The organism is Bacteroides intestinalis DSM 17393 (genome assembly GCF_000172175.1).
Classification (GTDB): Bacteria; Bacteroidota; Bacteroidia; order Bacteroidales; family Bacteroidaceae; genus Bacteroides; species Bacteroides intestinalis.
The window spans coordinates 192140-210696 of record NZ_ABJL02000007.1 but is presented as its reverse complement, the minus strand read 5'-3'; the positions used below and the strand labels follow the sequence as shown (position 1 = coordinate 210696).

The following is an 18557-nucleotide window of genomic DNA, read 5'->3' as shown; positions in this document are numbered from 1 at the left end:
TATTTACTTGTACTGTGCCCAGTCTACGTTTTGCATATTTCCGCTTTTGGCAAGTTCTGCATGCATAGCCAGTGCAGCACGGGTAGCTTGCGGAGTCTGAGACTTACCATCGGTTAGTTTCAGGTAATCCCAGAGGATATTCTTGTAATCCGGGTGAACACAATTTTCAATGATTGCCTGTGCACGTTCTTTCGGACTCTTGCCACGCAAGTCAGCAACGCCTTGTTCGGTAATGATGATGTTGACGTCGTGTTCTGTGTGGTCGTGGTGAGATACCATCGGAACAATAGCACTGATTTTGCCTTCTTTGGCAACGGACGGACAAGTAAAGATGGAGATATAAGCATTACGCGTGAAGTCACCGCTTCCACCGATACCATTCATCATCTTCGTACCGCCGATATGCGTAGAGTTTACATTTCCGTAGAGGTCAGCTTCGATAGCTGTGTTGATGGAAATAACTCCTAAACGGCGAACGACTTCGGGACTGTTAGAGATTTCCGAAGGACGGAGTACCAGTTTATCACGGAAGAAATCCATATCGTCATAAATGCCTTGCAGGCAGTCGTTGGTTACAGTCAGTGAGCAAGCGCTACCGAATTTCACACGACCGTCGCGAATCAGTCCGATTACGGAGTTCTGAATCACTTCTGTGTACATTTCAAATGCCGGAATCGTTTTATCACGTCCCAGTGCACCAAGTACGGCGTTGGCAATGTTACCTACACCGGATTGCAGCGGTAAGAATGTTGACGGGATAATACCACGCTTCATGTCCGCAGCCAGGAAGTCGGCTACATTCTGGCCAATCTTGTCAGTCAATGGATCGGCATCGGCAAAGCTACGTGCTTCATCCGGCCAGTTGGTTTCTACTATACCTACAATCTTTTTCGGGTCTACTTGAATATACGGCTGACCGATGCGGTCGCTCGGTTTGTAGATAGGAATTTCACGACGGTAAGGCGGATCAAGCGGTTCGTATACATCGTGCAGACCCATAGCATTCTTGCTGTGAGCAGCATTCAGTTCCACGATGATCTGGTCGGCAAGGCGACAAACTGTAGGAGCGATACCACCGGCTGCAGTCAGGTAGATTTTACCATCGGGAGTCACTTCACAAGCTTCGATGATGGCAATGTTTACTTTGCCCATGAAACCGTAACGGACTTCCTGTGCCATCTGTGACAAGTGGATGTCGTTATAAGCGATTTCTCCGTTGTTCACAGCTTTACGGAAATCAGAATTGGTTGTGTAAGGAGCACGGTAGCGGATAGCTTTGGCGCGTGAAAGTATGCCGTCGCAGGAGTCACCCGTAGAAGCACCGGTAAAGATACCTATCTGAAAGGGATTACCTTTTGCATGTTCTGCTTCTGCTATTTTTGCTAATTCAGCCGTAACGGCTTTGGCTGTTCCTGCGGGAGTAAATCCGCTCAAGCCGATGTTGTAGCCATGTTTAATCAGGCTTGCAGCTTCCGCTGCCGAGATGTAATTGAGTGCCATAATGTATTTAGTTATTTTTTCTGTGTGAAAATTCGTAAGTTACCGGAAGAGTTACTCTCAACTCTTCATTTTCAACTCTCAACTTTCCGTTTGTTAATACTTTCGTTGCAGTATTTCCGACCAGATAATAGCTTTTCGTGCTTCTTCTGCCGAATGGATCGCATATTCGGAATCAGTTTCGGGCTTTTGCTGTACGGATGGAGGAGGAGAAATCTTCTGTTTCGGCGGAGCCGTAATAGGTTTGGGGGATGTATTTGCAGGATCTCCTCCAAAAATATGTTTTGAAGAAGAGAATTGGTATTCTTCTTTAGCTGTGGAAACGGGTTTTGGTTCCGGTCGGGGACCTTCGGGGATATATCCGCCATAAGTCTTTCCCCAGCTTTCAGGAATGGGCAGTGCGTCATCGTCAAAGTCTGTGTCCGGCATGGGCATAGCGGGGCTGTTGTCAGCGTTCTTTTTTGCTTCTTTCTTGAATTGTTTGACAATTCCGATAACGATTATGCCTGCGATTAACAGAAACTGTAATATGTCATCCATACTCATTTAAGTTTTTCATCGCCAAAGGTAACTAAATTATCTGAATTACAGCCAATTTTTAAACATGAAAAAAGGGCAGCTTCACAGCTCCCCTTATTTTTTTTAACCTAAACCTTAACTATGAAAAAATCTAATGTTTCTTTCATTGCACAAAATTGTGAAATTAATTGCTTTACGCCAAACATCTACCTCAAAAATGTTTAGTCTCTTAACATTAATTATCAGAAATTCTTCATTTTCTAACTATTGAGTGTTATTTTTCCTCATTTCATCTGTAATTTAGTGCCGAAGGCGTATCTTTGCAACCGAAATAAAAAAAAAGAAATTATGGAAAAAATAACGGGAGCAGACTTTAAATCTGCAACTGCTGATGACAACAAGAAGTTGTTCATTGAAACCTATGGCTGCCAGATGAACGTGGCGGACAGTGAAGTGATTGCCTCTGTGATGCAGATGGCGGGATACTCAACGGCAGATACGTTGGAAGAAGCGGATGCCGTGTTTATGAACACCTGCTCCATTCGCGACAATGCCGAACAGAAAATCCTGAATCGTTTAGAGTTCTTCCATTCACTTAAAAAGAAAAAACGAAATCTGATTGTGGGAGTATTGGGATGTATGGCCGAGCGGGTAAAGGATGATTTGATAACGAATCATCACGTCGACTTGGTGGTAGGGCCTGATGCTTATCTCACTCTTCCTGATCTGGTTGCAGCTGTAGAGGCAGGCGAGAAAGCTATCAATGTGGAGCTTTCTACTACCGAAACTTACCGAGATGTGATCCCTTCGCGTATTTGTGGAAACCACATTTCCGGATTTGTATCCATCATGCGCGGATGTAATAACTTCTGTACGTATTGTATCGTTCCCTATACCCGTGGGCGGGAGCGTAGTCGTGATGTGGAAAGCATCCTTAACGAAGTGTCCGACCTCGTGGTTAAAGGCTATAAGGAAGTTACTCTGTTGGGACAAAACGTAAATTCCTACCGTTTTGAGAAACCGGATGGGGAGGTTGTTACTTTCCCTATGCTGCTCCGTACTGTAGCCGAGGCTGCGCCAGGGGTACGTGTCCGTTTCACTACTTCGCACCCTAAAGATATGAGTGACGAAACGCTGGAAGTCATTGCACAAGTCCCTAATGTATGTAAGCATATCCATCTGCCTGTACAAAGTGGAAGCTCTCGTATTCTGAAATTGATGAATCGTAAATATACCCGTGAGTGGTATTTGGGACGTGTGGATGCTATTCGTCGTATCATCCCCGATTGTGGTCTGTCTACAGATATATTTTCCGGTTTCCATTCCGAAACGGAGGAAGATCACCTGCTTTCCCTTTCCTTGATGGAAATATGTGGTTACGATTCGGCTTTCATGTTTAAATATTCCGAGCGTCCGGGTACGTATGCTTCCAAGCATCTGCCGGATGATGTATCTGAAGAGGTGAAGATACGTCGGCTGAATGAGATTATCGCTTTGCAGAATCGTCTGTCTGCCGAGTCTAACGCCCGTTGCATCGGCAAGACGTATGAAGTGTTGGTGGAAGGTGTTTCCAAACGTTCCCGTGAGCAGCTTGTAGGACGTACGGAGCAAAATCGGGTGGTAGTATTCGACCGGGGTACACATCGCGTGGGTGATTTTGTAATGGTGAAGATTACCGAAGCCAGTTCCGCAACGCTGAAGGGGGAAGAAGTCTGACCTCAAACATACATAAGATTTTAGTATACTTTTACTTGCACGCTTGCACTCATGCTCTGTACCTCCCTGTTCATCGGTGTTAGAGTGTGGTGTAGGTAGATAAAAACGGCGTGTAGGTAAAGTTACTTACACCTGCCTGTTTTTGTCCATTCCAAATAGGGATTGTAAATGTCAATCCCTTATGTTCATTAAGAAAACTAATCATCTGTATTTTGTTGATAACCATTATTTTAGTAGTGACCACGGATGTGGGTATCGTGCTTTACAACTGTGAAGCACGTGCTTCATAGTAGTGACGCTGCTGAATCACATCTGTAGGCATCACAAAATGGAGCATTTAGGGAGAAACAATCATAGGAGGAAAATATATTATCCTATGGTAATTATCATGTGAAGTGTGTATATTCAAGTGGCATGATAGGCTTTGGTATGGCTTTGATAAAACTTACTTATATAGCAGCCTGAAATAGTTTCACTTGTTTTGTTCGCGATAGCATCGGGGAGTCTGTCCGCAGATGTTAAAAAAAGTATTGTTGAAACGGCTGATTGAATTGAATCCGCATTCAAAGGCTATCTGCGTTATGCTCATGTCTGTCAGAATAAGTTTGCGTTTGACTTGGCCTATCCGTTCCTCTGCTACATAACGACTTAACGTGCAACCAAAGGCCTTCTTGAAAATAGCATTGGCGTAATCGGGGTGAAGCCCCACAGCCCGTCCAATATCGGAAATTTTTATTGGGCGGTTATGGTTGTGGGCAATATAGACTACAATCCTTTCCAAAATCGACGCGTCGGCAGGGTTAAGTATGGCAGTGGGCTTGGCTTCGGATACAGACATATTTTTTGTTAACCGCAATATTCGGGCTTGAATCTCAAGGCTTACCGCCTCCTGATTTTGCTTGCTTGCCATATCAGAAACCCACCTCTCAAACATTGGCTTGTCGAGTCTGCACTCTGACTCGACGGTCTCGACTACAACTTCCCCTCCGAGAATTCTATTGACAATGGTTGAAGGCAATCTCCAGCCTAAAAAGAGGTTAAACGGTATAGTGACCACAAAATAGGGTGCGTCAGATTCACTTTTAATGATCTTGTGGGGTATAAGCCCCCAAAACAGCGTAATTTTGCGAGGTGGAACCGTCACTTTTCCTGTAGGGAAGAAATAGGTAATACCCCCTTCGGGAATATAATTAAGCTCAATCTCGTTATGACGATCGATTTTCGGCATAAGCTGCGGACGCCAGATCTCACACGTCAGGCCGTAGGGCTTAAACTCGTCACGTTTTTCATCGAAAGTCTTCAATTTCTCGGAATCTGACATGTTTTTACGAATTTATGGGTGGTTTAAATTGAATTTCGAGCGTAAATTTGCAGAATAAATCTTAAATTAGCAAACTATCATGAAAAGATTAGTATTACTTGCCATTTTGATCTTAGGCCTGATCGGGACACAGATTCAGGCTACTGACATTATAAAACCGCGTGTGCTCGTTAGTACTGACATCGGGGGAACGGATCCTGACGACAATCAGTCAATGGCTCATCTGCTGATGTATACTGATTGTCTTGACCTTGAAGGAATTGTCTCTTCTCCTTCTTACGGTTCGGGAAACCGGGAAGAAATTCTCCGCATGATCGACCTCTACGAGAAAGACCTTCCCAAACTGTCCGAACATATTAAGGGGCTGATGTCTCCCGCAGAACTTCGCGCCATAACCAAGCAAGGGCGTAAGGGAGCGGCTCCTTATCGGGGATTCCTTACTCCCACCGAAGGTTCCCGGTGGATAGTGCAATGTGCGCGTCGGCAGGATGAACGCCCGCTGTGGATATCTGTGTGGGGCGGACTTGACGACGTGGCTCAAGCCCTTCACGATGCGCCTGACATTGTTGACAAAATCCGTGTCTACTGGATTGGAGGTCCTAACAAAAAGTGGAGTACTAACAGTTATGCCTATATAGTCGAGAATTTTCCCAACTTGTGGATGATTGAAGACAACGCTTCTTATCGGGGTTTTATCACCCAAAATAAAGTGAAAGATAAATACAATGCCGGATATTATGATGCTTACATCAAAGGTGCAGGGCATCTTGGCGCAGACTTTATCAATTATTACAAGGGCATCCCCAAGATGGGCGACACACCGGCACTTCTTTATGTGATGGACGGCAATCCCGATGATCCTGAGGGCGAGTCATGGGGAGGCAGCTTCGAACCAACCGCACGCAGTTCGCGACCGGTCTTCCACCGGCTTACCACGGCTGCGGACACCGTACCCATCTATTCGATTATCGAGTTTCATGTCAAAGGTCCCGACCGTCCCGATATTCCAGCGGACTCGGCCTGCTTCACCCTTACTATAGGGCGGCAGGAGTGGGACGGATTCCACCTCGGAGGTGGTGATTATGCCGTGCGTCATTCTACGTATTACCTCGGCACGCTCCCCTATACCATTACTTCCGATATACCCGGTTTTCCTGCGCTGGAAGGTGCCATAACCATTGAAAACCTGTGGCCGGGCCGGGAGTCTGCCACCGACTGCAAGGTGGGTCCCAACTGGTACACTGACAAGAGTGACCCTGCATTGTTCTGGCGGAACCTTCAGGGGGCTGAGACTGTCTACAAGTGGCGTCAGGCAGTTATGGAAGACTGGGGAAAACGGTTGCAATATCTGAAGGATTAACCGATTTTTTTATACAACGGAGAAACTTATGAGAAGGTGCGGATGTCTTTCCGGCCATGTCTGTTTCTTCATTTTTATGAATTTAGAAACTTATAAATAGTTAATAATCAGTTCCCTGTAATGGCTACACCCTTTCTCCCGGATGGCTACACCCTTTTATGCTTAGGGCTACACCATCCGGGTGAAAGGGTGTAGCCATTTTGCAATCCGGTTGACGGGGTTAAAGTTATATTCTTTGTATTGAAGTAAACTATTACCAAACTATTCTTACATTTTGATATAAAATTCTATCTTTGCGCTACAACTTATAGTAATATGGCGGATACAATGAAAAACAATATAGCTTTAATAATTCTTTTGATTGCTTTTTTATCGGTGGCCTGCAATGAGCGGCAGAGTAATAACAGACAGCTTACACTGGATTTTCCATTTGGTAAGCTGCTGCATATTATTCTTTTCGGAATAAAGCATGATGAAGGAACCATTTGTGAAACAATCATCAATAGGCGTTTCATCTTTTTGATAGAAACATACTCTACCTTTTCTACCGCAGGCAGGTCATTTTCAAGAATGGTAGTAATGACTTGTTGCAGGCGTAGAGGATAGGAAGCCGGAGCTTCTTTATAGAAAGGGTAATAGCCATGTCGCAAACTATGGAAAAGTCAATTTGTAATAAAGAGGAACCGGTGAATACAATGTGTGAAGTTCGGGGTATCTCCATAGATATCTCCTGAACCTTATTATAAAAAAACACGAATCTCTCGATCCGTGCTCTTTAACTAATGGTTAACTTTAATTTCTGTATTTTTACTTTGCAATTGCCAATAGATTAGTTGTGAAGTCCATCTGTTTGTGGTCAACCAGAGTCCAATCTGATTTATTATCTTGCTTGTAGGCTTTGTAAGCCGTCGGCATATTTGCATCATTCAGTTCGTATACACTTTTCTGAATTGCTTCGTCAAAAGCTTTGTGAGATTCGTTCCAGCGACCATAGTTCATTATTATTTCATTATCGCTGTACTGGTAAGTCATTTTGAAATAGGGTACCCATTCATCTTTTGCACCATCCCATTTGGAAGCCTCTTTGCTGATCAAACGGTTCTGATCATCGTATGAAAAGGTGTACTGCATGTGGCGTTGGAGGTAAGAGCCATCTTTTTTGAAGATAGTTTTTGATGCTACCAATTCGCCGTTCATCACCTGATTTGTTATGAAACCATCCTGAGCTTTCACTTCGGAGTTAAGAACACTTGCTATCATAATAGCTACCAATGCGACTGCTTTAAATAAACTTGTAGTTTTCATAATCTTTATTTTTAAATTGTTACTAATTCTATTGGGTTTTCGCTCTTATCTGTTAGACGGAACTACTTGCTGAAAAGTGGCAGTTAATCTTTATTTTTTTGCTGACCGCTTTCGCTTAATAGAAGTCAATTCCTGTGCCAAAGTGATAATGCGTTGATAATCAGTGGCTGTTTAAGAGTGCAACCTGTTCATTATCGGACAACTGTCCGCTCATTATCGAACAGTGATCAGAAATAAATCGAAATATTTATTCTTTTTAAAACATGAGTTTAAAACATATAGCATGTAACCAATAACTCTTTATTGGTTACATGCTATATGCTATGAAGGATTTCTATTTGATTACTCCCCGCTCTTTTTCACTATGATTTTCGCTGCATATTGTGTAGCGACATTTTTGCGGAAATCCATGAAGTCTGTATTATCTTCTTTGGGATAATTTCCTTGATGGAACAATAGCCGGTGCACAATAAGAATATTTCCACCTTCTTCTAAGGTGATGGAAGAATGAAATTTGCCGAATTTAGTTTCCATATCTGTAGTTTTAGGTAGTGATTCTATTTCGTATCCTTCCGGTAACCGGATGTTGAGGCTGTCTATATCAAGATAACCGTAATTGATTTGAATATCTTGAGTACGCTCACCTTGGTTGCTTGGGCTATAGAAGCCTTTATGGAATATGTTGACGGGGATGAACAGACGCTTTCCGGTTTTATTTCCATACTGGCTGCTTTCGATGGTGTAATGAATATCCAGTTGAGGCTCTTTTTGTTTGGTCTCTTTGAAGCGAATATTATCTACTTTAGCTTGTACAAGACTGATGTCTGAGCGTAGCCAGTCTTTCTGCCGGGCAGGTTCTATGTTTATGATATCTGCTTTATCTTCATATTGAAACAGGCGTGAACTTTGTTTTACTTCGATTTTGGCGCTTCCATCCGGTTGAAGGGAGATGAGAGCGTCGTTGACTTGGGTGCTCAAGGAATCGGCATAGGTCGGTAGTCGGTAAAGTGTTCCGCCATCAGGGCCGATAAGTAAAGCATCATGTCCGGCTATGGAGTGATGTACATAACCCAAGGGCAGAGTAGGGTTAGTGCATTCGATCCAAAGTGTATCGTTAGGTAACGGCACTTGCAGGATGACGTGGTTATTCTGGTTGGCACTGGCAAAATCGGCTAACAGGCGTCTGTTTGTAGTACTGATTACAGTATAGGTAGATGGAATTCCTAACTCTGTAAGCATGGCACGCATATAGTTGGATAGTCCTTTACAATCACCGAATCCGGTACGGTGTACATCGGCAGCGGCAATGGGCTGTAGGCCACCGATACCGAGTTGTATGCTGACATAACGTGTAGTGGATGCAAGATACTGGTATACTGCGGCTATTTTCTCATAAGGGGTATTGCAGTTTGCTGTCCGCCTTTGCAGTTCTTCTTTTAGTGCCGGGGGAATCTGATCTCTGCCGCTTAGTAACTGATATTGCCATGCACCGTATGTTTGCCAGTTATCCATACTTCCTTTAGTTCCTTCAAAAGAGAAATTCCGGGGAGTGAAATAGATGCGTGGCAATAGTTCGGAGAGGGCAGGGCTGTAAGGCTCTTTCTGAATGGCGGGTAGGGACTGAACTTTAACTTCTGTCAGCCAGTTTCCGTCCGCCGTTTGCTTTTGGCTGACCTCTGCCTGCATATTGATTGTACGGTAACGACAGGGATTATCGGCCGGAGTGAGAATGCGATAACTTGCTTGTGCGACGGACTGGTTATAATTCTTTTGTGGTAGGAAACTGGGATAGCCGATGAGACCGTCGCTATTCTTTATTTCCCATTCATAGGTGATGGTTATAGGGTATCGCGATGGAGTGTATTCAAAGAAATAATAATAATCGTCGCTAACAAGTTCATCCGAGTATTCGGTTACTTTCAGCTCGCTCTTTTTTATCTTACGGATGACGTTGCCGGAGGCATCGCGGACTTCTCCGGAGAATTTCTTTAAAGAGGAAAAGCGGTCGCACATACAGACAAAAGAGGCATCCCCTTTCCCTTTTTCATCCAGTATTTGTATTACGCGTTTCTCTTTCTGAATGGCATCGGTAGGAGAGGTACATACAATATCCGTTACGGCATCCTGTATGATGGAATAAGCATTGGCATGTAAATCTGTTTGGGCGTGCAGACCACTGGAACAAACGGTGGCTTGTAACAGAAATCCGATCAAGAACTTGTTTGTTTTCATAAATCTCTCTATTAGAGTTTCTTTAAAACCATTATTTCATTATTCTTCTTTACTATTATTTCCCATAATTGCTGCAGTTCGGGATAATCGGTATTCAGGAATAATAGCTTTTGCAACCTGAAAAGGTATCTGAGAGTGACCTGATTGTTTTGCTGGGTGATGGTATACCGGCAGAATACTTTCTCATCACCTGTTTGCACCCTTAGACCTTCCGGCTTCTCATCTACTACATATCCCTCTGGGATAGTCAGATTAGCGGTCAGTGACAGATGGTCCGTATAAGGAAATTCTACAGGGAGCTTTCTTTCTGATTGTTTGAAAGGGGATTCGGAAACATGCAGGAATACAAGCGGATTGACGTAAATAAACTGGTCGTTAACTGTAGATTGTTTTTCGAATTCCATTACTTCACGTACTTGTGGTGAGAAGCCGTTTCTTCCTTCTATCCGGAGTGACTTGACCTGGATGTTTTCTTCGGAAGCCAGCTTGTTGACAAAGTCGGTGCTGTCCTTTGCCGTGCGGAACTTATTCCGTAAGCGGGAAGCATACTGACCTGCATAAAGTGTTTCGCGTGTACCAGAAATGGTACCTTCAGGAGAAATGCTGGCAATAACGGCGGATCTCAACTGGTTTGTTCCGAGAGCTTCCAGATTAACCCATTGACTGTGGTTACCCGGAATGATGACCCGGGCGCGGTTGGTCATAAGTAGAGGAGGCAGTACATTGAGGTAGCCGTCTTCTACTGAACTGTCCAGATAAACCAAGGTGGTGTCTGTGTGGGCAATACCTACGATGAAAGTATTTAGTTTCTGAAGGCTGGGGTGGGTCAGGGGGAGTATGCCCATATTCCGCCGGCTCATTACTACCGGATAGGCAGGTATTCCGGCATCTGTCAACATACTGATGAGGATGAAGTTTAAATCAGCATTGCTTCCTGTACCCTCTTTCAGTATTTGCTTTGGGGCTTTACCGTATAAGTTGTATTTCTCATTCCATTTCACCTTATTTTTGAGTAGAGTGTAGATGGCACATATCTTTTCTTCTGTTCCTTTCATCTGTTCAAGATGTAGTGCATTCATCTCTTCTTTAAGAGGATTGCTCATTTTCAGTCTGCCACCGAATTCATTGTCTTTGAGCAATGCTTCATCAATTTGTTCCCAGCTTTTTGTGAACGATTGATAGAGAGAACCGGGAAAATCAATTCCCAGTAGTTCTAAATTTACCTGTGTACAGTAGTCATCTGCACACCACACGTAACTGTCGTCTTTCAAGGCGGGTAGTTGAGTTCCCCGAAAATTCATGTGTGATCCGGTGCATTGGAAGAACTGTCCCCCGATAGAGAGACTGAGAGAAGTGGATTCGCTTTTTGTCTCCAGACTCTCCATGCCGCGCATGTCTGTATTGAACTTGAAATATTCGGGAATGATTATATCGTATTCAGCATATAAAGTAGGAATGTCACTTTGTGCTTTCCAGCTGTCGATGGTGAAGAAGAAGTCTGATTCTAACCGGTATTCATATTCTATCAAAGTCCCTGCTTTTACTTGCGGGATGGAGAATTTCAGAGTCATCTGGTTTTCGTTAAGGCGCTCTTTGAATACCATATCTTTTTTCATTTTGGTACGTACCATTTTCCCGTTTTCCATATTATAAGCGCTGGCATCCAAACCGATGATATTTTCTTTCATGGTGTTGTTGGCCAATTCATAGTAGGGAATCGTAACATTGGCGTAAGATGTACCTTCCGGTTTGAGTACTTTGATTTTTACTTTATACTCAGAAACGAGGCGGAAGCTTTCAAGCCCCCATTTGTAGCTGACATTGGTCAGTTTACATAGAATAACGGCGGTGGCATTAGAGTCGGGCGCATAGGTAGTCATGGTCAACTCTTCCATGGTAGGTTTTCCAAACTTTAGATTGGGAATAATTGTTTGCTCGTCGGCAAATAGTTGGAGACAGCAAAGATAGCATAGTAAAGTCAATAAAGCGTTTTTCATATAGTTTTGAATTGAGTGTTGTTGTTTCCGCAAATATATGTTTTTTTCATTTAAAACAAGCGTTTATTCCTCTCTTTTATTAAAACTCCTTAAAGAAAGCCCGTAGCGTCACTTTTTATTTGTTATTTTGCACCAAATTCGGGTATAGTGTGGTCTGATTGATTCGGACTGCACTTCATTATTGCATAATGTTCAATGAATAAACTCACCATAAAAGTCTGTCCGGTATGCGGTAGTGCACATATAGAGCGTGCTATGACTTGCATAGACCATTATGCTTCCAGCGAAGCATTCTATCTGTGTCGTTGTCAGGATTGTAGCTTTCTCTTTACGCAGGATTTTCCTGTGGAAGCCGAGATAGGCAGATATTATGAAACTCCCGATTACATTTCCCATTCCGATACGAAAAAAGGCCTTATGAACAGGGTGTACCACTGGGTGCGTAGCTATATGCTGGGCCGTAAGGCGCGCTTGGTGGTTCGCGAAGCACATCGTAAGGAAGGACGTCTGCTGGATATCGGTACGGGAACAGGATATTTTGCCGATGCTATGCAGAAGCGAGGCTGGCAGGTGGAGGCAGTGGAAAGGAATGCGCAGGCACGCGTATTTGCTAAGGAACACTTCAATCTGGATATAAAGCCTGATACCGCATTGCAGGATTTTGCTCCCGGCAGCTTTGATGTCATTACTTTGTGGCACGTTATGGAGCATTTGGAACATTTGAATGAGACGTGGGATACATTGAATAAACTCCTGACGGAAAAGGGTGTACTGATTATTGCAGTGCCTAACTGTTCTTCTTATGATGCTAAGAAGTATGGTGCACATTGGGCTGCTTATGATGTTCCGCGCCATTTGTGGCATTTTACGCCGGGTACCATTCAGAAGTTGGGTGCCAAGCATGAGTTTATATTGGCTGCACGCTATCCGATGCCATTTGATGCATTCTATGTATCGATGTTGAGTGAAAAGTATATGGGACGTTCTCTGTCTTTCTTCCGGGGCATGCTTAGTGGTACGCTGGCATGGTTCAGTGCATTGGGAAGCAAGGAACGGAGCAGTTCGATGATTTATGTATTCAGAAAGAAACAGAAGTAGGGGGATAAGATAAAAGGTGATAGGGTGGTAAAGTGATAGAGTGATAAGAAGGTGATAAAGGAAGAAATGAAGGTATGAAGACGAAAAGCAAAAATAATTCCGTATCCTATTTTGATATGCAGTTCATTACCTCCAGTATCAGTACTACGTTGGTATTGCTGTTGTTGGGGTTGGTGGTGTTTTTCGTGCTGACTGCCCATAATCTGTCTGTGTATGTGAAGGAGAATATCAATTTCTCTATTATCATTAGTGATGATATGAAGGAGGCAGATATTCTGAAGTTACAAAAGAGGCTGGATAAGGAAGTGTTTGTACGGTCTACGGAGTATATTTCGAAGAAGCAGGCGCTTCGCGAGCAGATTGAAGCAATGGGAACAGACCCGCAAGATTTTCTGGGTTATAATCCGCTTCATGCATCTATCGAAGTGAAGTTGCACTCTGATTATGCGAATACCGACAGTATAGCTAAAATAGAGAAACAGATAAAGAAGAATACCAATGTACAGGAAGTGCGTTACCAGGAAGATCTGATAAACATGGTCAATGAGAATATCCGCAACATAAGCCTGATGTTACTGGGGTTGGCGGTATTATTGGCGTTCATATCCTTTGCATTGATTAATAATACCATCCGGTTGACAATCTATTCCAAGCGCTTTCTCATTCATACAATGAAATTGGTAGGGGCGAGTTGGAGTTTTATACGCCGTCCGTTCCTGTGGCGTAACTTTTGGATAGGTGTATTGGCTGCTGTCATTGCCGATGGGATTTTGTGGGGTGCTGCCTACTGGTTGGTGGTGTATGAGCCAGATTTGATCAGTGTTATTACGCCTAATGTTATGATGCTGGTTTCCGTATCGGTGCTTGTGTTCGGGGTGTGCATTACGTGGTTCTGTGCATACCTGTCCATTAATAAGTTCCTGCGGATGAAGGCAAGTACACTGTATTACATATAAGTATAATTGCTTCAATCGGAACTATACATGAATGGAAAAATAAGAAATGTTTTGAATGAAGTTAAACCGTAAATAATTAAATCATAAATAAAGAGATGAGTAAACAGAAATTTGCTTTCGATAAAACCAATTTTATCCTGCTTGCAGTTGCAATGGCGGTAGTGATTATCGGCTTTATCCTGATGACCGGTCCGGTGTCTACACCGACGCACTTTGAACCGGATATTTTTAGTGCAAGACGTATTAAAGTTGCTCCGGTGGTTTGCCTTGCGGGCTTCTTACTTATGATATATGCAGTGTTGCGTAAACCGCGTGACAAGCAAACGGATAATGAAGGAATGAAAGAATGAAATGCTATGTGTGGGAGGATGTGCCTTCTATCATAAATTATAAATCATAAATAAACTACATGGAATGGTTTGAGGCGCTCATCCTTGGGATAATCCAGGGTTTGACAGAGTATTTGCCGGTAAGTAGTAGCGGACATTTGGCTATCGGTTCGGCATTATTTGGTATTGAAGGGGAAGAAAATCTGGCATTTACGGTAGTAGTACATGTGGCTACGGTGTTCAGTACGTTGGTAGTTCTGTGGAAAGAGATAGAATGGATTTTCAAGGGGCTGTTCAAGTGGCAGATGAATGAAGAGACACGCTATGTAATTAATATCCTGATTTCTATGGTGCCCATCGGTATTGTAGGTGTATTTTTTAAAGATGAGGTGGAAACGGTCTTTGGTTCAGGTTTACTGATCGTAGGCTGTATGTTGCTGGTGACGGCTGCTTTATTGTCTTTCTCTTATTATTATAAGCCGAAGCAGAAAGAGAATATTTCTATGAAAGATGCATTCATTATCGGTTTGGCTCAGGCTTGTGCTGTACTTCCCGGACTTTCACGTTCCGGAACTACAATTGCTACAGGGTTATTGCTGGGCGATAATAAGGCAAAGTTGGCTCAGTTCTCGTTTCTGATGGTGATGCCACCGATATTGGGTGAAGGCCTGCTAGATGGTATGAAGTTGATGAAAGGCGAAGATATTGCCGGAAGTATTTCAACGTTGTCATTGTTGATAGGCTTCATTGCGGCTTTTGTATCGGGTTGTTTGGCTTGTAAGTGGATGATTAATATTGTGAAAAAGGGGAAACTGATATACTTCGCGGTTTATTGTGCGATTGCCGGTATTGTGACCCTTGTAATTTCACAAATGCAAGGATAGCAGATGAAGTTTAAAGAAGGAGAAGTACTCTATTTCAATAAACCGTTGGGATGGACTTCGTTTAAAGTTGTGGGACATGCGCGTTACCACATCTGCCGACGGATGAAAGTGAAGAAATTGAAAGTAGGCCATGCCGGTACACTCGATCCTTTGGCTACAGGGGTGATGATTGTCTGCACAGGTAAGGCTACGAAGCGAATTGAAGAGTTTCAGTACCATACGAAGGAATATGTTGCCACCATTCAGTTGGGCGCCACCACTCCTTCCTACGATCTGGAACACGAGATAGATGCCACTTACCCTACGGAGCATATTACGCGGGAGTTGGTGGAAGAGACGTTGAAGACATTTATCGGTGAGATACAACAGGTGCCTCCCGCCTTTTCAGCCTGTATGGTGAATGGCAAACGTGCTTATGATCTGGCACGTAAAGGTGAAGAGGTAGAGTTGAAGCCGAAGTTGTTGGTGATTGACGAGATAGAGTTGCTGGAATGTAACTTGCCGGAGATTAAAGTCCGCGTGGTGTGCAGCAAAGGTACGTATATCCGTGCCTTGGCACGTGACATCGGTGAAGCGCTGAATAGCGGTGCTCATCTTACGGCTTTGGAACGTACTCGCGTAGGCGATGTCCGATTGGAAGATTGCCTTGACCCGATGAATTTTAAAGAGTGGATAGATGCTCAGGAGATAGAAATTGAAGAATAACTTAAAGAAAGAATAGATATGAAACTGTCGCAATTTAAATTTAAGCTTCCGGAAGAGAAGATTGCTTTGCACCCTACAAAGTATAGAGATGAATCGCGCCTTATGGTGCTTCACAGAAAGACAGGTGAGATTGAGCACAAGGAATTCAAAGATGTTCTGAACTACTTTGATGACAAAGATGTGTTCATCTTCAATGATACGAAAGTATTCCCTGCCCGTCTGTATGGTAATAAGGAAAAGACCGGTGCCCGTATCGAGGTATTCCTTCTTCGCGAGCTGAACGAAGAACTCCGTTTGTGGGATGTATTGGTAGACCCTGCCCGTAAGATACGTATCGGCAATAAGCTGTATTTCGGTGACGACGATTCTATGGTGGCTGAAGTTATTGACAATACGACTTCTCGCGGTCGTACGCTCCGTTTCCTTTATGACGGTCCGCACGATGAGTTTAAGAAAGCTTTGTACGCATTGGGCGAAACCCCACTGCCGCATAGCATTATCAATCGTCCTGTAGAACCGGATGATTCAGAACGTTTCCAGTCTATCTTTGCTCGCAATGAAGGTGCGGTAACGGCTCCTACTGCCAGTCTGCACTTCAGCCGTGAACTGATGAAGCGCTTGGAAATCAAGGGTATCGATTTTGCTTATATTACTCTTCATGCTGGTTTGGGTAATTTTCGCGACATTGATGTGGAAGACCTCACGAAGCATAAGACGGACTCTGAACAAATGGTTGTGAACGAAGAAGCCGTCAGCATTGTGAACCGTGCCAAGGATATGAACAGACAGGTTTGTGCCGTGGGTACTACCGTGATGCGTGCTATCGAGAGCACCGTAAGTACAGACGGACATCTGAAACCGTACGAAGGCTGGACGAACAAGTTCATCTTCCCTCCTTACGACTTTACAGTGGCAAATGCGATGATTTCCAATTTCCACATGCCGCTTTCTACTTTGTTGATGATTGTTGCTGCTTTCGGTGGATACGATCAGGTAATGGAGGCGTATAATGTGGCTCTGAAGGAAGGTTACCGTTTCGGTACGTATGGCGATGCGATGTTGATTACGGATAAGTAATGTACGTCTATTTCAGTTTAGGGACTAACTTAGGCAATAAGGAGCAGAATCTCCGTCTTGCCGTGCAATATATTGAGAAGCGGATAGGGAAAGTGATTTCCCTGTCCGCTTTTTATGCTACTGCTCCGTGGGGGTTCTCCTCGGACAATGCTTTCCTGAATGCTGCTGTCTGTATAGAAACTATGCTTTCTCCCTTAGAGGTACTTTCTGAGTCGCAGTCCATTGAGCGGGAGATGGGACGTATTCATAAATCTGTAAATGGTGTGTATAGTGACCGTGTGATAGATGTCGACTTGTTGTTGTATGATGATCTTATTCTGGATACCCCTACATTGAAACTTCCCCATCCGTTGATGCAGGAACGTGCTTTTGTGATGGAACCGCTGGCGGAAATTGCCCCTGATGTACTGCATCCTGTGTTAAAAAAGACTATGCAGGAGCTTTATAGGACACTTGTGTCTCAGAAATAGAATACTTGTGTTACAAAAATGAAATACTTGTGTTGTAGGAATAGAATGCTTGTGTTATAAAAACAGTATGAAGAATAAATATCGCAACTTGTTCTTGCTTTTTGGTGTGCTGGCTATCGTTGTCATGCTTTGCACGATGGATATGGATTATTCCGATATATGGGAGAATCTGAAGCGCGTGGGCTTTTGGTTTCCTGTGATCATGCTGTTGTGGTTCTTTGTCTATCTGATAAATACCTGTTCGTGGTATCTGATAATCAGGGATGACCGTAAGTATCGCGTTCCTTTCTGGACGGTCTGCAAACTGTCGATCACCGGTTTTGCCATCAATTATGCCACGCCCGGCGGACTGATGGGAGGCGAACCGTACCGGATTATGGAGCTGACTCCCTATGTGGGTGTAAGTAAGGCTACCTCTTCCGTCATTCTGTACGTGATGATGCATATCTTTTCTCACTTCTGGTTTTGGTTTCTTTCCATATTCTTATATATCTTCCTGTATCCTGTGAATACCTTTATGTCGATATTGCTCACTGCAATAGGAGCATTCTGCCTGCTGGCTATCTATTTCTTTGCCCGTGGATATAAGAATGGAATGACGGTGAAGACTTTCCGGTTTCTGCAGAAGGTACCGTTTGTCAAACGGTGGGCACATCGTTTCATTGTGAAACAAAAAGATACTCTGGAACAGATTGATAGTCAGATAGCCTTGTTGCATAGCCAACATAAGATTACTTTCTACAGTTCGCTGCTGTTGGAGCTTTCGGCACGCATATTCTCCAGCCTTGAAATATACATCATTCTGCGCGTCTTCACCCCGGAAGTGAGTGGATGGGATTGTGTGTTGATATTGGCTTTCTCCTCGCTGTTCAGCAATCTGATATTCTTCTTCCCGATGCAGCTGGGGGCGCGTGAAGGTGGACTGGCCCTGGCTGTAGATGGCTTACATATGTCTCCGGCACTGGGTGTTTATGTGGGACTGATTACCCGGCTGCGTGAACTGTTATGGATCGTTATCGGCATGGTATTGATAAAGGTTGGCAATAGAAAACCGGGTGATCCGCCTTCTTCCGAATGTTAAAGCCTCTTCA

Annotated in this window: 17 protein-coding genes; 10 read left to right on the top strand and 7 right to left on the bottom strand. The window is 43.7% G+C overall.

Going from position 1 to position 18557, the window contains the following annotated elements:
* Nucleotides 1-3: 3 nt before the first annotated feature.
* Both BACINT_RS04855 and BACINT_RS04850 read right to left on the bottom strand, forming a co-directional pair.
* The gene (locus BACINT_RS04855) at nt 4-1500 is read right to left on the bottom strand and encodes an acetyl-CoA hydrolase/transferase family protein (RefSeq protein ID WP_007661046.1); all 1497 of its coding nucleotides are present in this window, start codon (nt 1498-1500) and stop codon (nt 4-6) included.
* 93 nt (nt 1501-1593) lie between these two features.
* Nucleotides 1594-2037, bottom strand: coding sequence for a hypothetical protein (locus BACINT_RS04850; protein WP_044154784.1), 444 nt, complete (start codon nt 2035-2037; stop codon nt 1594-1596).
* A gap of 327 nt (nt 2038-2364) precedes the next feature.
* Here BACINT_RS04850 and miaB point away from each other — a divergent pair, with 327 nt between their 5' ends.
* Nucleotides 2365-3732 carry a tRNA (N6-isopentenyl adenosine(37)-C2)-methylthiotransferase MiaB gene (gene miaB / locus BACINT_RS04845; protein ID WP_044154781.1) on the top strand — a complete coding sequence of 456 codons (1368 nt, stop codon included), beginning with the start codon at nt 2365-2367 and terminating at the stop codon, nt 3730-3732.
* A gap of 472 nt (nt 3733-4204) precedes the next feature.
* Here miaB and BACINT_RS04840 read toward each other — a convergent pair whose 3' ends face one another.
* Nucleotides 4205-5053, bottom strand: a complete 849-nt coding sequence (locus BACINT_RS04840; RefSeq protein ID WP_007661040.1) for a helix-turn-helix domain-containing protein — start codon at nt 5051-5053, stop codon at nt 4205-4207.
* A gap of 79 nt (nt 5054-5132) precedes the next feature.
* Here BACINT_RS04840 and BACINT_RS04835 point away from each other — a divergent pair, with 79 nt between their 5' ends.
* Complete coding sequence (locus BACINT_RS04835) at nt 5133-6413, top strand: nucleoside hydrolase-like domain-containing protein (RefSeq protein ID WP_007661037.1); 1281 nt, start codon at nt 5133-5135, stop codon at nt 6411-6413.
* A gap of 305 nt (nt 6414-6718) precedes the next feature.
* Here BACINT_RS04835 and BACINT_RS24135 read toward each other — a convergent pair whose 3' ends face one another.
* The 4 genes from BACINT_RS24135 to BACINT_RS04820 form a co-directional block, all read right to left on the bottom strand.
* A complete protein-coding gene (locus BACINT_RS24135) occupies nt 6719-7063 on the bottom strand; it encodes a hypothetical protein (RefSeq protein ID WP_007661035.1) in 345 nt (114 codons plus the stop codon).
* Between the two features lie 157 nt (nt 7064-7220).
* On the bottom strand, nt 7221-7718 hold the full coding sequence (locus tag BACINT_RS04830; protein WP_007661033.1) for a DUF3836 domain-containing protein: 498 nt from the start codon (nt 7716-7718) through the stop codon (nt 7221-7223).
* Nucleotides 7719-8060: 342 nt separating this feature from the next.
* A complete protein-coding gene (locus BACINT_RS04825) occupies nt 8061-9950 on the bottom strand; it encodes a DUF3857 domain-containing protein (RefSeq protein ID WP_007661032.1) in 1890 nt (629 codons plus the stop codon).
* Nucleotides 9951-9961: 11 nt separating this feature from the next.
* Entirely contained in the window at nt 9962-11947 is a 1986-nt protein-coding gene (locus tag BACINT_RS04820) for a DUF3857 domain-containing protein (RefSeq protein ID WP_007661031.1), read from the bottom strand.
* Between the two features lie 195 nt (nt 11948-12142).
* Between BACINT_RS04820 and BACINT_RS04815 the strand changes: the two genes are divergently transcribed.
* The 8 genes from BACINT_RS04815 (at nt 12143) to BACINT_RS04780 (ending at nt 18547) form a co-directional block, all read left to right on the top strand.
* A complete protein-coding gene (locus tag BACINT_RS04815) occupies nt 12143-13045 on the top strand; it encodes a class I SAM-dependent methyltransferase (protein ID WP_007661030.1) in 903 nt (300 codons plus the stop codon).
* Nucleotides 13046-13119: 74 nt separating this feature from the next.
* Nucleotides 13120-14001: a cell division protein FtsX gene (locus tag BACINT_RS04810; protein ID WP_007661027.1), complete on the top strand. Its 882-nt coding sequence runs from the start codon at nt 13120-13122 to the stop codon at nt 13999-14001.
* Between the two features lie 95 nt (nt 14002-14096).
* Nucleotides 14097-14351, top strand: coding sequence for a DUF3098 domain-containing protein (locus BACINT_RS04805; protein WP_007661024.1), 255 nt, complete (start codon nt 14097-14099; stop codon nt 14349-14351).
* A gap of 59 nt (nt 14352-14410) precedes the next feature.
* Nucleotides 14411-15214 (top strand): undecaprenyl-diphosphate phosphatase, encoded by an 804-nt coding sequence (locus BACINT_RS04800; RefSeq protein WP_007661023.1) that lies wholly within the window; start codon nt 14411-14413, stop codon nt 15212-15214.
* Nucleotides 15215-15217: 3 nt separating this feature from the next.
* Nucleotides 15218-15919: a tRNA pseudouridine(55) synthase TruB gene (gene truB, locus BACINT_RS04795; protein ID WP_007661020.1), complete on the top strand. Its 702-nt coding sequence runs from the start codon at nt 15218-15220 to the stop codon at nt 15917-15919.
* An 18-nt stretch (nt 15920-15937) separates the two neighbouring features.
* Entirely contained in the window at nt 15938-16996 is a 1059-nt protein-coding gene (gene queA / locus BACINT_RS04790; RefSeq protein WP_007661017.1) for a tRNA preQ1(34) S-adenosylmethionine ribosyltransferase-isomerase QueA, read from the top strand.
* Nucleotides 16996-17466, top strand: a complete 471-nt coding sequence (folK, locus tag BACINT_RS04785; protein ID WP_007661014.1) for a 2-amino-4-hydroxy-6-hydroxymethyldihydropteridine diphosphokinase — start codon at nt 16996-16998, stop codon at nt 17464-17466. The genes queA and folK overlap by 1 nt, the downstream gene beginning before the upstream one ends.
* Before the next feature lie 67 nt (nt 17467-17533).
* A complete protein-coding gene (locus BACINT_RS04780) occupies nt 17534-18547 on the top strand; it encodes a lysylphosphatidylglycerol synthase transmembrane domain-containing protein (protein WP_007661013.1) in 1014 nt (337 codons plus the stop codon).
* Nucleotides 18548-18557 lie beyond the last annotated feature (10 nt).

Excerpts from the sequence above, each read along its gene's own strand:
- BACINT_RS04830 (WP_007661033.1), bottom strand. The coding sequence starts at position 7,718 with ATGAAAACTACAAGTTTATTTAAAGCAGTCGCATTGGTAGCTATTATG.
- queA (WP_007661017.1), top strand. The coding sequence starts at position 15,938 with ATGAAACTGTCGCAATTTAAATTTAAGCTTCCGGAAGAGAAGATTGCT.
- BACINT_RS04840 (WP_007661040.1), bottom strand. The coding sequence starts at position 5,053 with ATGTCAGATTCCGAGAAATTGAAGACTTTCGATGAAAAACGTGACGAG.
- truB (WP_007661020.1), top strand. The coding sequence starts at position 15,218 with ATGAAGTTTAAAGAAGGAGAAGTACTCTATTTCAATAAACCGTTGGGA.
- folK (WP_007661014.1), top strand. The coding sequence starts at position 16,996 with ATGTACGTCTATTTCAGTTTAGGGACTAACTTAGGCAATAAGGAGCAG.
- BACINT_RS04810 (WP_007661027.1), top strand. The coding sequence starts at position 13,120 with ATGAAGACGAAAAGCAAAAATAATTCCGTATCCTATTTTGATATGCAG.
- BACINT_RS04820 (WP_007661031.1), bottom strand. The coding sequence starts at position 11,947 with ATGAAAAACGCTTTATTGACTTTACTATGCTATCTTTGCTGTCTCCAA.
- BACINT_RS04780 (WP_007661013.1), top strand. The coding sequence starts at position 17,534 with ATGAAGAATAAATATCGCAACTTGTTCTTGCTTTTTGGTGTGCTGGCT.
- BACINT_RS04855 (WP_007661046.1), bottom strand. The coding sequence starts at position 1,500 with ATGGCACTCAATTACATCTCGGCAGCGGAAGCTGCAAGCCTGATTAAA.
- miaB (WP_044154781.1), top strand. The coding sequence starts at position 2,365 with ATGGAAAAAATAACGGGAGCAGACTTTAAATCTGCAACTGCTGATGAC.
- BACINT_RS04800 (WP_007661023.1), top strand. The coding sequence starts at position 14,411 with ATGGAATGGTTTGAGGCGCTCATCCTTGGGATAATCCAGGGTTTGACA.
- BACINT_RS04805 (WP_007661024.1), top strand. The coding sequence starts at position 14,097 with ATGAGTAAACAGAAATTTGCTTTCGATAAAACCAATTTTATCCTGCTT.
- BACINT_RS04815 (WP_007661030.1), top strand. The coding sequence starts at position 12,143 with ATGAATAAACTCACCATAAAAGTCTGTCCGGTATGCGGTAGTGCACAT.
- BACINT_RS04835 (WP_007661037.1), top strand. The coding sequence starts at position 5,133 with ATGAAAAGATTAGTATTACTTGCCATTTTGATCTTAGGCCTGATCGGG.
- BACINT_RS04825 (WP_007661032.1), bottom strand. The coding sequence starts at position 9,950 with ATGAAAACAAACAAGTTCTTGATCGGATTTCTGTTACAAGCCACCGTT.
- BACINT_RS04850 (WP_044154784.1), bottom strand. The coding sequence starts at position 2,037 with ATGGATGACATATTACAGTTTCTGTTAATCGCAGGCATAATCGTTATC.